Origin of the sequence: Treponema sp. TIM-1 (assembly GCF_046533115.1) — a bacterium.
GTDB lineage: Bacteria > Spirochaetota > Spirochaetia > Treponematales > Breznakiellaceae > JAIRMO01.
The window spans coordinates 1-14,115 of record NZ_JAJQRC010000030.1 but is presented as its reverse complement, the minus strand read 5'-3'; the positions used below and the strand labels follow the sequence as shown (position 1 = coordinate 14,115).

Below are 14,115 nucleotides of genomic sequence, written 5' to 3'. Positions count from 1 at the left end.
TAAGCGGTAAAGGGCTTGCAGAAGGGGATAAAAATCCCCATACTATTCTCGGTTAAATTTCAGAAGAAATCCACGCTTTGCAATCCGCTCCGTTAGTTTGGGTTGAGGAGGTTGTTTTGAACCAACGAATCAAGTATTCAATTGCGGCAACTGTCTGCAGCCTGTTTTCTGCGGTAGTGATAGTGGTTATTATCTATATTTTCCGCGCCGATTCCGCCGCGATCCCGCAGATGGCACTACGGATTGGGCTTCCCGCCCTGATCTATGGGGTTCTTGCGAGTCTGGTTCTCTGCCGTTACGGGGCCGCCTTTAACGAGGAAGGGTTCAGGGCCTCCGGGGATGTCTATACCAAGGCGTTAAAAAGCATCGGCGCAGTTCCCATTAAGGCGATAGGTTTATCGGTTATCATGCTCCTGGTCTTTTTGGGGGCGATCTTTATCCAGGGGGAACACGCCGGCCTGCCGGCGGAGCAGGCGCCCCTTTTTATGACCGTCCTTTCCGCGGGCATGATGATGAGTACCTTTATCTATATCATAGCCGATGGGCTGGTTTCAAGGGCCATGGTCTCCTATAACCTCATGCTATATCCCCGGGACCTTCGGGAGCATCGTCAGGGGCTTAAAATTCTGATTGTTCCTTTGGCGGTAGCCATCATTACCATTCTTTTTTCTTTTTCCATAACCATCCTCGCTTTTACCGAATCGGGATTTTCCCTGGCAGAGCTCAACCGTTCCTCCTGGGTACTGTTGTTTGTCCTGCTGGGGGCGATTTTTTTCTGTATCGTATTTTTGGCTTCGATATTGAAAAGAAATCTGGGCTTCCTCTTTAATTCGGTGGTGGTTCAGCTTGAGAACCTTTCTTCCGAAGAAAAGGATTTGACCAAGCGGGTCTCTGTTTGTTCGGTGGATGAACTGGGGACCATCGCCGGGATGATGAATAGTTTTAGTAACACCGTCGGAACGGGGATGCGGGAGATAAAAAACGGACAGCAGCAGCTTTCCGCTTCCAGTATTGAAATGAAAAATAACGCCGCGGACATGGCCCAGTCAATATCGAAGATCTCCGGGGGGATTGAACAGGTGCGGGAAAAGGCCCGGAATCAACTGCGGCAGGCCGAAGAATCTTCCGGGGAAATGCAGCGGATAGCCCTGAATATCGAACACCTGGATGATTCCATCGAAGAACAATCGAACAGTATCAGCCGGGCCTCCAGCGCGGTGGAAGAAATGGTGGGAAACATCGCGTCCATCGGAGGCGTGGTACAAAAAATGCTCAACCAGTTCAGAACCGTTCACGAGGCGGCTTCTGCGGGTCAAGCTATTCAGAAGGAAAGCACAGGCAAGGTTCAGGAAGTGGTGGAAGAATCCAAGACCTTGCAGGAGGCCAATAAGATCATTGCCGGTATCGCGGCCCAGACGAATTTGCTGGCCATGAACGCGGCTATTGAGGCGGCTCATGCGGGGGATGCCGGCCGGGGTTTCGCGGTGGTAGCCGATGAAATACGGAAGCTGGCGGAGGACTCCTCCCGGGAATCCCAAAGGATCAGTACGGAACTCAAGCAGGTTATCGAAACCATTAAGCACATTGTAACCGGTTCCGACGCTTCGGAGCAGGCCTTTAATCATGTGTTAGAGCGGGTAGGCGAAACCGAAAAGCTGGTATTTGAGGTTGACCAGGCCACCAGGGAACAGCAGGAGGGGGCCGGGCAGGTGCTGGACGCCCTCAAGAAGATGAACGAGACCACCACGACGGTTGAAACCGGTTCCAGGGATATGAAACAGGGAAACGCCGTTATGCTTGAGCATATAAACCGTCTCCGCACGGATTCAACGGAAATTGCCGATAATTTGGAGGAGGTGACGGAAAGCATCATCCGGATAAACCAAAACGCGGAACAGGTTTCCGCCATGGCGGACAACACCATGTCCGCCATAGAAAATATAACGGCTATTGTGCAGGGTTTCATCGTTTAAATGCAGATGGTCATTACTCCCCATCGGTTTTCCCGCCTTCTCCGCGTTCCGGCTTCCAAGTCCCACACCATCCGGCGGCTGCTCATGGCGGCCCTGGGGGAGGGAGTTTCGGAGCTCTTCTATCCCCTGGATTCCCTGGACGCCCGTTCCTGCGTTGCCGTATGCCGGGCCCTGGGGGCGGAGATCGCCGAGGAGCGTTCCGCCGACAGCCTTTGTGCCAATCCCCCGGATGGGGAAGGGGCACGGCTCAGGCGCTGGACGGTCCGGGGCATCGGCGCAGGGAACAATAAGGGGGCCTTTCCGGCGCGGTCCTGTGACGTGGGGAATTCCGGTACCACCCTTTTTCTCGCCCTGGCTGCCGCCGCCTTAGGAACGTCCCCGGTAACCTTTACCGGGGACGAGCAAATAGCCCGGCGCGGGGCCGGCCCGCTTTTGGACGCCCTGGCAGGGCTGGGGGCAACGGTTAGTTCCGAAAACGGTTGTACCCCCATAACCGTGGAGGGCCCCTGGAGGGGCGGCCGGGTAGATCTTCCCTGTCCGACCAGTCAATATCTTTCGGCGCTGCTCCTGGCGGCTCCCCTGGCCCCGGCGGGGACCCTTACCGAAATTGACGTACCCCTCCTCAACGAAAAACCCTATATCGAACTGACCCTTTCGTACCTAACGGCCCAGGATATCCCCTACGAAGGAAAGGAGGATTTTTCCTTTTTCCGTATCCCCGGGGGAGGGCGCTACCGGCCCCTAAACGGCCCGGTTCCGGGGGACTTTTCCTCCGCGGCCTTTCCCGCGGCGGCCGCCGCCATTACCGGGGGGCCGGTGAGCCTCCTCGGCCTGGATCCGGGGGACCCCCAGGGGGATAAGGCTTTTTTCGATATGCTCTCCTGTATGGGCTGTACCATAACCTGGACGAAAGAGCCGCCGGAGAACGGCTGGCTCCTCACCGTGTCCCGAAACGGACCGCTGCGGGGGGGGACCTTCGATCTAAACGCCACCCCGGACCTGCTCCCTGCCCTGGCGGCGGTGGCAAGTTATGCGGAAGGGACCACCGCCCTGGTCAATGTGGCCCATGCCCGGATCAAGGAGACCGACCGGATTGCGGTTATGGCCCGGGAATTGGGGCGCCTGGGGGTCTTGTGCGAAGAAGCCCCCGACGGGCTGGTCGTCCGGGGGACCGGCGCCCCCCTTACGGGCGGAGTGGTGGATGGCCGGGGGGATCACCGGGTGGTTATGGCCCTGGCCACGGCGGCCCTGGGCGCCGCGGGTCCGGTGGAAATAGCAGGGGCGGAAAGCGCGGCGGTTACCTACCCGGGGTTTTGGGAATTGTTAGGTACAGAAAATTAACCGGGGGAGGGGAAATAGAGGATCCTCCATCAATCCGCCATCCTAAATCCCGCGCCGACAAAAAGCGCCGTATCTAATATACCGCCCCATGAAAAGATGCAATCTACAAATAGGTTATCTGTAATAAAGACTATCGCGGCGCCTTCCACTTTGAATGTAAAACCGGGTGATTCGTCCTCCTGCCAATTAAAACCAACGCCACCGCCGCCGTAAAATCCAATCCGGTTAAAGAAATTATATCCAAGCAGACAGCTCAATGCCAACTCATGTTTAGAATCATACCGGGCATAATCAAATATGCCCAAAGTAGCAATAGTATTAGTCATTGCGGCAATACCTAAAGAAGCGCCAAAGCCTTCGGAAAACAGATTTGACGTATCCCCTAAAGGCATACCCAAATTTGCCAACCAGAAAACATTTACTTCATAATTATAAGCAGGATAAGGAGGTAATACCGGTGCGGGCTGCGGCGGTTCCGGTTGTGGCGGTGGTTCCGGTTGTGGCGACGGCTCTGGCTGCGGTCGCGGCCGCGGCCCCGGTGCAGGAATTCCCCGGGCGATAAGTATATTACCGGTGCTGCCGCTGTAATACATATCACCGGGTTTTGTAGGCAGCCGATCATAATTTATAACTTCGACTTCTCCATTTTGCGGTTCAATAGTAAATGCTTTTTTATTTATGTTATCAATAATAATATTCTTCCAGTGGCCCGGAATATCATTAATAATTGCACGCACACTGCCGGGATACAAATTACGATTTTTCATTTCCCGGTTAAAATATTCAAAAAACTCCAGTGCAAATCCAGTACATATTTTACGCGGATAGGGATCGGGGCTTTCCTGTGGAGCCCGGCCAACTTTGTTTCCAACATTTTTTTCTCTATACTCGTAATCATAAATTGTCCGGCTGTATATCTCCTGTGCAATTCGCTGCCCAATACGCGCATAATCGTATTCATCGGCAAAAACCGCGGCAGAGGGTAAAAATAACAGCAAAAGCAGCGCTTTTCTTACCATCCGCGCTTCCTTAAATAATCTTCTATATCTTTTTTGGAAGATGTATCCAGAGGACGGTCCGGAACATAGTTATAATTAGTTTGATTGGAAGCGCCTGCTACTGCGCCTATTCTGCACGATATCATATCGTTTTCGACAAATAATAGAACACCATAGTTTGCTTTATATCCGCCGCTGCGGGCTTTTACAACGCCATCGTCACTGTTTTTAAAAGATGCGGATGCCTGCTTAATTGTTTTACCGGAGGAAAGTTTTGATACATGGTTTTTCGCTGCCTGCAATTCGTTTGCGGCAATAGGTATAAAATAATACGATTTAATGTCATTGTTTTGGTCGGATCCATAAAATGCCCGGCTGTCCAATTTTAATGCAAGTTCATGTGCAATCGGGCTTAAAACGTCTGTTTTAGTTTCATATTTAGTTCCATGGGTGTTATATGCACCTGCAATAAGAAAGACCGCAATGATTATGCCGATAAATATACCAAGCCCATGAGCGCCTTTTGAATTTATTCCGGAATTATTGTATTGCGCGGACCCGTATTCATAATCTCGCGTGGAATAATCATCCTGCATGGAATAGTATGCGGAATAATCATTTTGAGATGTATTTTCAGCATAGGCGTTTTCCGCATCAAAAGCGGCTCTTTTAGCATCATCAATAAGGAATTCATAGGCGGTTTGAACATCCTTAAACTTTTTTTCGGCAAATTTTGATCCGCCATGCTTATCGGGATGCAGCAGCATGGCAAGCTTACGATAAGCGCTTTTTATCTCGGCTTTTGTTGCATTTTTTTTAACACCCAGGACACTATAATAATCTAATGGTGACACGGATGGATCCTCCATAGGTTTGTTTAATAGTTAAAGGTATTTAAAGTCTGTCCATAATATAACCGGCCTTGGGACAGAGATGAATTATATCACATTTTGGTTAAAAAATCCAATTTTTTCCCAAAAAATTTAAAAAAAACGTAAAAAATCGGATCCGCGGTTTAACCGTGTGCCAAGCGCCGCATAAGGATGGTAAGCGGCAAGGCGCATAAAGCACGCCACGGAAAGGAACCTATCGTTTTTCCCGGTTATTGCCGGTTTTACCCTTTGGGAAGGTCGGTATAGCATGGTTTGGGGAAGGCTTCGGGGTAATTTGACATTTTAGAAAAGCTTCATATAATAGACAAGGATCATGCGTATCGTTATTGTGGGGGCGGGTATGGTAGGTACCCAGGTCGCCCGGTATCTTATACAGGAAAAACACGATGTATCCCTGATTGAAGCCAATGAGGAACGGGCCCGGCATGCCTCCAACCGGCTGGATTGTCTGGTACTCCAGGACGAGGGGAACAGTATCAACGCCCTGGAAGAAGCCGGTATTGCCCGGGCCGATGCCCTGGTTTGTGTTACCGATTCCGATGAGGTTAATATGATCATCTGCGGTTTGGCTGCCTCCCGGTATCCCGATTTACTCAAAATCGCCCGGGTACGGAACGACGATTATGTCAGGCTGAACCGTTCCGGGGAACGTATTTTGGGGATCGATTTTTTTGTCCATCCCGATGTGGAGGCTTCCCGGTCGGTATTAAGCGCCATTGAACACGGCGCTATGGGGGATGTGCTGGCCTTTGCCGATACCCCCTACGAGCTGGGATCCATAGATATTGCCCGGGGAAGCGCCTTTGACGGCTTCCAACTTAACGATTTCCGCAGCCTGGTCAAGGGGGAAAGCCTGGTTACCCTGGTGGAACGGGAGGGGGAGAGTATCCTTCCCACGGGCGCCACGGTCATTGCCGCGGGAGACCGGGTTCATATCCTCGCCAAAGAAAAGGAGATGGATGCCATTTTTAACCTTGCCGGCGGTTCCGAAAAACCCCTGCGGAAAATAGGCATCGTGGGCGGCGGCCGGATGGGGGCGCTCATCGCCGAGGGACTTCTGGGGCAGGAATCGGAGAAGCAGGCGCCGGCCTTTTTTTCCCTGCTAAAATCCCTGATCCCCAAAAATCGCCGCCGGGTTATCATTATTGAGGAGGATTATAGTCTCTGCAAGGACTTGGCCGCCCGTTTTCCCCAGGCGTTGATCCTCAACGAGGACATTTCCGACGAAAGCTTTGTCGCCGAGGAACGGATCGACGACCTGGATTTGATCGTCACCGCCACCAATGACCAGGAATTGAACATGATCGCCGCGATTTACCTTAAATCCCGGGGGGTCAGCCGGGCGATAGCCATGGTTACCGGTTCGGGGTATGCGGCCATAGCCCGGCAGCTCGGGGTGGATGTGGTGATCCCCATGAAGTCGGTGGTGGTTGATTCCATCCTCTCCCACCTCATGGGCGGCGGCGTGAAGGGGGTCCACCGTATCGGGGACGGCAGCATTGATATTATCGAAATTGAGATAGGTCCCAGCGCGGCGGTGGCGGACACCCCTATCACGGATTTCAGCCTCCCCACCGGGGGCCTCGTGATGCTGGTTAACCGCGAAGGGGGGGCCTTTATTCCCCGGGGGGACTATATTTTTAGGCGGGGGGACCGGATCGTCCTGATCGCGAAAAACAGCGGCGAAATGGAAATCGAGCGGATCTTCGGCGTTTCCCCATGAGACGGGTCGTGATTCTCCGGGTTCTGCTGCTGCTCTTGGGGGTGTTCTCCCTGACCATGGTTATTCCCCTGGCGCTGGCCGTGGTTTATGGTGAGGGGGACCTGATCCGGCCCTTTATGGCGCCCATGATGGCGGTCCTCATCCCGGTCCTGCCCGTGGCGATCCTCACCCGGAAACAGCCGATTCGTTTCAGCGCCTCCGACGGGTTTCTGCTGGTTTTTTTTGCCTGGGTCCTGATATGCCTTTTGGGGGCGGTCCCCTATTACCTCTCCGGCCATATTCCCCGGTGGGCCGACGCGGTTTTTGAAAGCGTTTCGGGGTTTACCACCACCGGGGCCACGGTGATCGCCGATGTGGAGATCATGCCCCGGTCCCTGCTTTTCTGGCGGGCCATGACCCACTGGCTGGGGGGCATGGGGATCGTGGTGTTAACCGTGGCCCTGCTCCCCCTCCTGGGGATAGGGGGGTTCCAGCTGGTAAAGGCCGAGACCACCGGGCCCGAAAAGGAGAAGATCACCCCCAAAATTACGGAGACCGCCAAGATCCTCTGGTTTCTTTACCTGATCCTCACGGCCCTGGAGAGCCTGCTCCTCTGGGCCGGCGGCATGGATTGGTTTGGCGCGGTAACCCATTCCTTTGCCACCGTAGCCTCCGGGGGGTTCAGCATCCGGAACGACAGCATCGCCGCCTATAATTCCCCCTGGATCGAGGGGGTTTGTACGGTTTTTATGCTCTTGGCGGGGTTCAACTTCGTCCTTTTATACCGCTTGTTCCAGGGCAAGTACCGGGATATCCTTAATAACAGCGAGGCCAAGGCATACGGGGGGGTAATCCTGGTTTCCGTAGGCGTCATTGCCCTTGCGCTTATTCCCGGATCAGCTTCCCCCGGGGAAGCCGTGGGGAAGGCCTTTTTTCACACGGCCTCTGTCCTTACCACCACCGGTTTTGCCGCGGCGGATCATAATGCCTGGCCCCCGGCGGCCCAGGGGGTCCTCTTTTTCCTCATGTTTATCGGGGGCTGTTCGGGGTCCACCGCCGGGGGGATCAAGGTGGTGCGGATGCTGGTCCTTGGTAAACAGGCGGGGAATGAGATGAAGCGGTTCCTCTACCCCAAGGGGGTGTTCACCATACGGTTGAACAAAAAGGTGGGGCGAAAGGACGTGGTATACGGGGTGGCGGGCTTTGTGTTCCTCTACCTGTTGGTGGTCCTGATCGCCGCCCTGATTGTCAGTTCCGCCGGGGTGGATATATTTTCTTCCCTGAATATCGCCCTCATTACCTTGGGGAATATCGGCCTGGGTCTTGGAGCGGCAGGGCCCGGGGCGATCTTCGACGGGTTACCGGGGTATGTAAAAGGGGTCCTTTCCCTGGTGATGATCGCCGGGAGGCTGGAATTGTGGACCGCCTTTGTTTTTTTCTCCCGGGATTATTGGCGGCAATGGGGCTGGTAAGTAAATCCATGAAAAGTTTGGTTCGGTCATGAAAGTTTTTATGTTTTTCCGTATCCTGTTTTTCCTCCTGGGTATCCTGGCCCTGATTATGCTGCCCTCGTTTATTATGGCCCTGGCCTTCAAAGAGATCATCATGATCCGGGCCTTTGCGTTTACCATGGGGCTTGCCCTGGCCGCCGCCATCCCCTCCCTGTTTTCCCGGAAAAAAATACCCCTCCGGTTCAGTACCCGGAACGGGTTTTTTCTGGTGACCCTCATCTGGCTCCTGATAAGCCTTATGGGGGCCATCCCCTATTATCTGGCGGGAACGGGCATCAGCTTTACCGATGCGTTTTTTGAAAGCACCTGCGGCTTTGCCACTACCGGGGGAACCACCATCCTCGATGTTGAAGCCCTGCCCCGGTCTCTGCTTTTCTGGCGGAGTATGACCCACTGGTTTGGCGGCATGGGGATAATCCTGCTTACCGTGGCCCTGATGCCGCTCTTGGGGGTCGGGGGGTTCCAGCTTATCAAAGCCGAGACCCCGGGCCCGGAAAAGGAGAAGATTACCCCCAAGATTACCGCCACCGCCAAGATCCTCTGGCTGGTATATGGTGGTCTTACCGCGGCGCTGACCGGGTTGTACCTTCTGGGGGGGATGGACTGGTTCGATGCCCTCTGCCATGCCTTTGTGGTTACCGCCTCCGGGGGGGTTAGTACCAAAAATGACGGTTTCCGTTTTTATAACTCCGGCTTTATTGACGGGATCACCACGGTTTTTATGCTCCTGGCGGGGATTAATTTTAACCTCTATTACCGCCTTTTCCGGGGAAAGATCCGGGACGTAAGTTCCAATTCCGAATTACGGGCCTATATTATCATTTTTATGATCGCTGCGGGAATAATCGCCCTCACCCTGATACCGGTCTACGGCTCGGTGGGTTCCGCCCTCAGGTACGCCGCGTATCAGACCGCTTCTATCCTTTCCACCACCGGGAGCCCCATTACCGACTATGAAACCTGGCCGGCCCTGGCGCAGACCGTCCTTTTCGGCCTCATGTTTATCGGGGGCTGTTCTTCTTCCACGGCCGGGGGGGTCAAGGTGGTGCGGCATTTGGTCCTTTTTAAGCAGGCGGGGAATGAACTGCGGCGGGCCATCTATCCCCGGGGCATTTTTAGTGTCCGGCTTAACCGGAAAGTAGGCCGGAAGGATGTGGTCTACGGAGTGGCGGGCTTCATTTTTCTCTATATGACGGTGGTTGCCGTGGTTACCCTGATCACCGCCGCATCGGGAACCGATATTTTTTCTTCCTTTTGCGCTGCCCTGGCCGTGACCGGAAATGTGGGTATCGGGTTCGGCGCGGTAGGCCCTTCCGCTTATTATGGGGCCTTTCCGGAACATATAAAATGGCTTTTTTCTTTGGTAATGATCGCGGGAAGGCTTGAATTATGGACGGTATTTATCCTTTTCAGTCCGGAATACTGGAAGCATCTATAAAAACCCGCAGCAGCCCTATATTGCAAGGCCCTGGGCTATGGCCTGAACGGTGAATAGCCGGGCGCTTATTTTGGGGGATAAAAAACAACCGCCCTTATATACGGTCCGTATCATCACGGCTAAATAATCAACAACCCCGCCGCAAGCGGCCGGGGTATGGACCCTTCGCAACGAATCAATATCCGCTTCTTTTACTAAATATCCGGTGACTCCGCTGCAAATTGCCCGTTGAAAATAGGCATCATTACTAAAATCCGTTATAATAATAACCGAAGTAGCCGGGGATCGATATTTTATGAGGGGGACGACCATGGTCCCGTCGATTAACGGCCGGTATCCATCAAAACCACATCGGGGTGCAGTTCTGCCGTCAGTTTAATGGCTTCATAGTCGTCTTTTCCATAACCAATGATTTTAAAATCATTATGGGGCGATAAAAATAATTCCATTCCCTGCCGGGATAGCTCCTGGCTGTCAATCATTACTATTTTTATCATAAATTATTTTGTTTATCGGCCAAATAGTACCAATATACCAGAAAAAATTCAAAATTTTGTAAGAAGATATACTTATTTCAAAACCTCAAGTGCCGAAAAACACGATTATTCGAAATTATCCGCATTTTTTTTTCTTTTTATTGACGCTTATGAAAATCTATGTTATACTATTAAGAAACCAGTTTAGAAAAATTGGTATCCTTTCTTTTGGACAAAGCCATGCAGTATTTTGATACTCATGCCCATATAGGGCTTATATGTGATGACCCTATTGAACAACTCATTGTTATTCAGGAGGCCCGCCAAGTATCGGTTTCCCGGTTGGTTTCGATATGTAATAGCCTTCATGATTTCGCTAAGATATATGAAAATCTTAAATCCGCTTCAAATGTATACCATGCGGTGGGGGTATCCCCTTCGGAGGTGCAAAGTCCCGGGAAAGATTGGATCCAAACCATAGAACAGGGGGCCCAGCTTCCCCGGGTCGTGGCGGTGGGCGAGATAGGCCTGGATTATTACCGTAAATTCGGGGATAAAAAATCCCAGATAGAGTTGTTTATTACCCAGCTTGATCTGGCTACCAAACTCAATATGCCGGTGATAATCCACAACCGGGACGCGGGACACGATGTGTTGGATATACTCCGGGACCGGCTTCCCCCCAAGGGAGGGGTACTCCACTGTTATTCCGAAGACGCCGAATATGCCCGGAAAGCCTTGGATCTGAACCTGTATTTCTCTTTTGCCGGGAATTTGACCTATCGGAATGCCCGGAACCTCCATGAAACCATAGCGGTTCTTCCCCTGGATCGTATCCTCATTGAGTCTGAAAGTCCCTTCATGGTTCCCGCGGATTATAGGGGGAAACGGAATATGCCGAAATACCTTCCCTTAACCGCCGGTTTCTTGGCGGATATGCTGGAAATAGACGAGGTGGAGCTGGCCGCGGCCCTTTGGGAAAATTCAAACCGCTTATTTGGGCTGCCCAACGAGTAGCCGGCAGGAAAAAGACTGGTTATGGGCTTATACCACCCGATAACCATCGGTTCCCTGACCCTGGGGGGCAACCTCTTTTTGGCGCCGGTGGCGGGGTACACGGACCGGGCTTTCCGCTCAGTCTGTATTGAGCAGGGGGCGGATTTTACCTATACCGAGCTGGTGTCCTCCGAGGCCTTGACGCGGAACACGGCAAAAACCGCATGCGCGGCCCTCCTGGGCAGGGGGGAAAACGAAGAACAGTACGCCATCCAGCTTTTCGGCTCTAATCCTGAGGTGATGTACCGGGCGGCGCTCCTCCTGGCCCCCTATCATCCGGATGTGGTGGATATCAACGCCGGATGTCCGGTCCCCAAGGTGGTAAAAACCGGGGCCGGTTCCGCCCTGATGTCTGACCCCGATGCCTTGGGCCGAATCGTTCAGGCCGTGGTCCGCGCCTCCCGGGAAGCCCTGGGGGATGTTCCGGTTACGGTAAAGCTCCGTTCCGGCTGGGCGGCCGGGGAATTGACCTACCGGACCTGCGCCCGGATCGCCGCGGATGCGGGGGCCGCCCTGGTATGCCTTCACCCCCGGACTAGGGCCCAGGGCTATGCGGGGAAAAGCGACTGGTCCCTTATCGCCGACCTGGTTTCCCGGATTGACCTGCCCGTGGCAGGCTCGGGGGATCTGTTTACGCCGGAGGACGCGGAACGGATGCTCCGGGAGACGGGCTGCTCCGCGGTGATGTTCGCCCGGGGCGCCATGGGGAACCCCTTCATCTTTTCCGCCGCCAAGTCCCTTTTGCTCAACGGCTCCTGGCGGCCCCCGGAACCGGCGGAACGGCTCAAAACGGCCTTTAACCAGCTGCTCCTCCTCGCCGGGGAAAAAGGGGAAGGGACGGCTTGCAGGGAAATGCGGAAGCAGTTCTGCGCCTATACCAAGGGCTGCGTGGGCGCCGCCGCGGTAAGAAACCGGCTGGTTCACGCCGAAACCATCGGTGACTACCGGGAAATCCTTAAACCCCTGGTACCCTGACACATGGAAGAAAGAGAATTCGACCACAAAGGCGCAGAAGGCGAATAAGGAATAAGGAAGAACGCCTGTTCCTTCACTCTCCCTTTTCATTCTTAATTTTTCTTTCTTTCTTCTTTTTCTCATTTAATTGACCGCGCAGCGGTCTACTTTGCGCCTTTGTGGTGAATTTCTTATTTTGTCCTGTCTGCTCAGGTACCGCTCTTGCCTAGATTCCCTAATCCGCGTATGGTTAAGATATGAGTTTTTTAAGGCGTCCCTTTCGTTACCGGTACGATAATGTAACCCTCTTTTTGATTGGTATAAATATTTTGGTGTTTTTGGCGCAGCAGGTATTTGCGGGCCGGTATCTCTCGGATTATTTGGCGATGATACCCCTCGCGATTGTGAATGGCTGGATTTGGCAGTTTGTTACCTATATGTTTGCCCATGGAGGGCTCACGCATCTGTTGTTTAATATGCTCGCGCTGTTTATTTTCGGCACCCAGGTTGAGCGCCGTATGGGGAGCAGGGAATTCCTTCTGTATTACCTCTTGACCGGAATCTTGGCGGGGGTCTTTTCCTTTGGGGTATATTGGGTCACCGGCGCCTATGTGGTCCGTCTGGTAGGCGCTTCCGGGGCTATTTTCGCGGTGCAGCTGGCCTATGCGGCCTTTTTCCCCAATGCGGTGATTTTTATCTGGGGTATCCTGCCCATGCGGGCCCCGGTCATGGTGTTGGGTTTTACCGTTTTGGAACTGGTTTCTTCATTTTTCGGTTTCCGCTCCGGGGTTGCCCATTTTACCCATCTGGCGGGCTTCGCCTTTGGGTGGCTGTACTTTCTCGCCCGGTTTGGCATAAACCCCTGGAAAGCGTTAACCAACCGGGAATAGTAGTTAACCAGTACCGTAATTACTCATATTACGCAAGGGTCCCAGGTAGAGAAGAAAATTAACCACGAACGACACGAAAAACACGAACGTTTCATTAGAACGTCATTGCACCGCTGATAAAAGTATTCTGCGCTTGCACTATTCTTTCCCATAATTAATTAGTATAGTAACATGGAAAGAATAGTTTACTGTCTTATAAATTGTCCTTCAAAGGATTTATTTACAAGCGGAGTAGATGAATCGCCGCCAGTAGAAATGAATTTCCTTTGAAGATTCAATATATTTTTATCAAGAGTATAATTATATGGAATTTCATATATTGCAAAAGTAATACTTCCACCAGGATGTTCTTTAAATATTTCAGCCATTGCCTCGGGATGTTTTTTATGATATTCTACCCATGCTTTCTCTTGAAATTCTTTAGTTTTTCTGTCTTCTATTGTTGAACTTTCATTCAAATACAAAATATATGGAGCATCAATTATTAATCTATTAGATCTATCAGGCTTAATTGTCCCATATCCCGCAATTCCGAGTTCCATATTAATAATTTCGAAATACCGATCATTGAATGTAATTATAGAAGTACCATCAACCTGTTTCCAGGTTCCATCAAGTTTTGTACCAAGTTCAATATCATGCTGCTTTATTGGCGAAGCCAATACGGTTTAATACCCCGGAGCTTGCTCCGGCTGAAAACAGCAGTATAATGAAGGTATGAGTAAGATTATACGAAAGGAACACAATGTAAGCATAATCATGTATCATATAGTATGTCCAGCAAAGTACCGACGAGAGGTAATAACGAAAGAGGTTGACGAAAGACTCAAGGAAATATGTCAAGGGATAGAGATAAGGTATGAAATAAAATTTCTGGAAATAG

14 protein-coding genes are annotated in these 14,115 nt (G+C 52.2%); 9 read left to right on the top strand and 5 right to left on the bottom strand.

The features are described 5' to 3' along the window. The first annotated feature begins 116 nt into the window (after window positions 1-116). Together LQZ21_RS10835 and aroA are read left to right on the top strand one after the other, a co-directional pair. Window positions 117-1,973: a methyl-accepting chemotaxis protein gene (locus LQZ21_RS10835; protein WP_411044351.1), complete on the top strand. Its 1,857-nt coding sequence runs from the start codon at window positions 117-119 to the stop codon at window positions 1,971-1,973. Beyond that, window positions 1,974-3,314, top strand: coding sequence for a 3-phosphoshikimate 1-carboxyvinyltransferase (aroA, locus tag LQZ21_RS10830; RefSeq protein WP_411044350.1), 1,341 nt, complete (start codon window positions 1,974-1,976; stop codon window positions 3,312-3,314). Between the two features lie 29 nt (window positions 3,315-3,343). Here the strand turns inward: aroA and LQZ21_RS10825 are convergent, their stop codons facing one another. Together LQZ21_RS10825 and LQZ21_RS10820 are read right to left on the bottom strand one after the other, a co-directional pair. Further along, window positions 3,344-4,333, bottom strand: coding sequence for a hypothetical protein (locus tag LQZ21_RS10825; RefSeq protein ID WP_411044349.1), 990 nt, complete (start codon window positions 4,331-4,333; stop codon window positions 3,344-3,346). After that, window positions 4,327-5,166 (bottom strand): DnaJ domain-containing protein, encoded by an 840-nt coding sequence (locus LQZ21_RS10820; protein ID WP_411044348.1) that lies wholly within the window; start codon window positions 5,164-5,166, stop codon window positions 4,327-4,329. Before LQZ21_RS10820 ends, LQZ21_RS10825 begins: the two co-directional genes overlap by 7 nt. Window positions 5,167-5,518: 352 nt before the next feature. On the opposite strand from LQZ21_RS10820, the gene LQZ21_RS10815 reads away from it, so the two are divergent. The 3 genes from LQZ21_RS10815 to LQZ21_RS10805 are packed head-to-tail and all read left to right on the top strand — an operon-like array spanning window position 5,519 to window position 9,856. After that, entirely contained in the window at window positions 5,519-6,928 is a 1,410-nt protein-coding gene (locus LQZ21_RS10815; protein ID WP_411044347.1) for a Trk system potassium transport protein TrkA, read from the top strand. Beyond that, the gene (locus LQZ21_RS10810) at window positions 6,925-8,379 is read left to right on the top strand and encodes a TrkH family potassium uptake protein (protein ID WP_411044346.1); all 1,455 of its coding nucleotides are present in this window, start codon (window positions 6,925-6,927) and stop codon (window positions 8,377-8,379) included. The genes LQZ21_RS10815 and LQZ21_RS10810 overlap by 4 nt, the downstream gene beginning before the upstream one ends. A gap of 28 nt (window positions 8,380-8,407) precedes the next feature. Further along, complete coding sequence (locus tag LQZ21_RS10805) at window positions 8,408-9,856, top strand: TrkH family potassium uptake protein (RefSeq protein WP_411044345.1); 1,449 nt, start codon at window positions 8,408-8,410, stop codon at window positions 9,854-9,856. Window positions 9,857-9,871: 15 nt separating this feature from the next. On the opposite strand, the gene LQZ21_RS10800 is transcribed toward LQZ21_RS10805, so the two are convergent. Then, window positions 9,872-10,168 (bottom strand): response regulator, encoded by a 297-nt coding sequence (locus LQZ21_RS10800; RefSeq protein WP_411044344.1) that lies wholly within the window; start codon window positions 10,166-10,168, stop codon window positions 9,872-9,874. Window positions 10,169-10,179: 11 nt separating this feature from the next. After that, on the bottom strand, window positions 10,180-10,353 hold the full coding sequence (locus tag LQZ21_RS10795) for a response regulator transcription factor (RefSeq protein WP_411044343.1): 174 nt from the start codon (window positions 10,351-10,353) through the stop codon (window positions 10,180-10,182). Between the two features lie 219 nt (window positions 10,354-10,572). Between LQZ21_RS10795 and LQZ21_RS10790 the strand changes: the two genes are divergently transcribed. The 3 genes from LQZ21_RS10790 (at window position 10,573) to LQZ21_RS10780 (ending at window position 13,232) form a co-directional block, all read left to right on the top strand. After that, a complete protein-coding gene (locus tag LQZ21_RS10790; protein WP_411044369.1) occupies window positions 10,573-11,349 on the top strand; it encodes a TatD family hydrolase in 777 nt (258 codons plus the stop codon). A 21-nt stretch (window positions 11,350-11,370) separates the two neighbouring features. Continuing rightward, window positions 11,371-12,363, top strand: a complete 993-nt coding sequence (gene dusB / locus LQZ21_RS10785; RefSeq protein WP_411044342.1) for a tRNA dihydrouridine synthase DusB — start codon at window positions 11,371-11,373, stop codon at window positions 12,361-12,363. A gap of 236 nt (window positions 12,364-12,599) precedes the next feature. Continuing rightward, on the top strand, window positions 12,600-13,232 hold the full coding sequence (locus LQZ21_RS10780) for a rhomboid family intramembrane serine protease (protein WP_411044341.1): 633 nt from the start codon (window positions 12,600-12,602) through the stop codon (window positions 13,230-13,232). Window positions 13,233-13,417: 185 nt separating this feature from the next. Here the strand turns inward: LQZ21_RS10780 and LQZ21_RS10775 are convergent, their stop codons facing one another. Further along, window positions 13,418-13,894: a hypothetical protein gene (locus LQZ21_RS10775; RefSeq protein WP_411044340.1), complete on the bottom strand. Its 477-nt coding sequence runs from the start codon at window positions 13,892-13,894 to the stop codon at window positions 13,418-13,420. Window positions 13,895-13,949: 55 nt separating this feature from the next. On the opposite strand from LQZ21_RS10775, the gene LQZ21_RS10770 reads away from it, so the two are divergent. Then, the coding region (locus LQZ21_RS10770; RefSeq protein ID WP_411044368.1) for a transposase at window positions 13,950-14,115 on the top strand (166 nt) is incomplete at its 3' end.

What these genes read in the sequence shown, in the direction of transcription:
- aroA (WP_411044350.1), top strand. Translation starts at nt 1,974, where the DNA reads ATGCAGATGGTCATTACTCCCCATCGGTTTTCCCGCCTTCTCCGCGTT.
- LQZ21_RS10825 (WP_411044349.1), bottom strand. Translation starts at nt 4,333, where the DNA reads ATGGTAAGAAAAGCGCTGCTTTTGCTGTTATTTTTACCCTCTGCCGCG.
- LQZ21_RS10815 (WP_411044347.1), top strand. Translation starts at nt 5,519, where the DNA reads ATGCGTATCGTTATTGTGGGGGCGGGTATGGTAGGTACCCAGGTCGCC.
- LQZ21_RS10810 (WP_411044346.1), top strand. Translation starts at nt 6,925, where the DNA reads ATGAGACGGGTCGTGATTCTCCGGGTTCTGCTGCTGCTCTTGGGGGTG.
- LQZ21_RS10805 (WP_411044345.1), top strand. Translation starts at nt 8,408, where the DNA reads ATGAAAGTTTTTATGTTTTTCCGTATCCTGTTTTTCCTCCTGGGTATC.
- LQZ21_RS10800 (WP_411044344.1), bottom strand. Translation starts at nt 10,168, where the DNA reads ATGGTCGTCCCCCTCATAAAATATCGATCCCCGGCTACTTCGGTTATT.
- LQZ21_RS10795 (WP_411044343.1), bottom strand. Translation starts at nt 10,353, where the DNA reads ATGATAAAAATAGTAATGATTGACAGCCAGGAGCTATCCCGGCAGGGA.
- LQZ21_RS10790 (WP_411044369.1), top strand. Translation starts at nt 10,573, where the DNA reads ATGCAGTATTTTGATACTCATGCCCATATAGGGCTTATATGTGATGAC.
- dusB (WP_411044342.1), top strand. Translation starts at nt 11,371, where the DNA reads ATGGGCTTATACCACCCGATAACCATCGGTTCCCTGACCCTGGGGGGC.
- LQZ21_RS10780 (WP_411044341.1), top strand. Translation starts at nt 12,600, where the DNA reads ATGAGTTTTTTAAGGCGTCCCTTTCGTTACCGGTACGATAATGTAACC.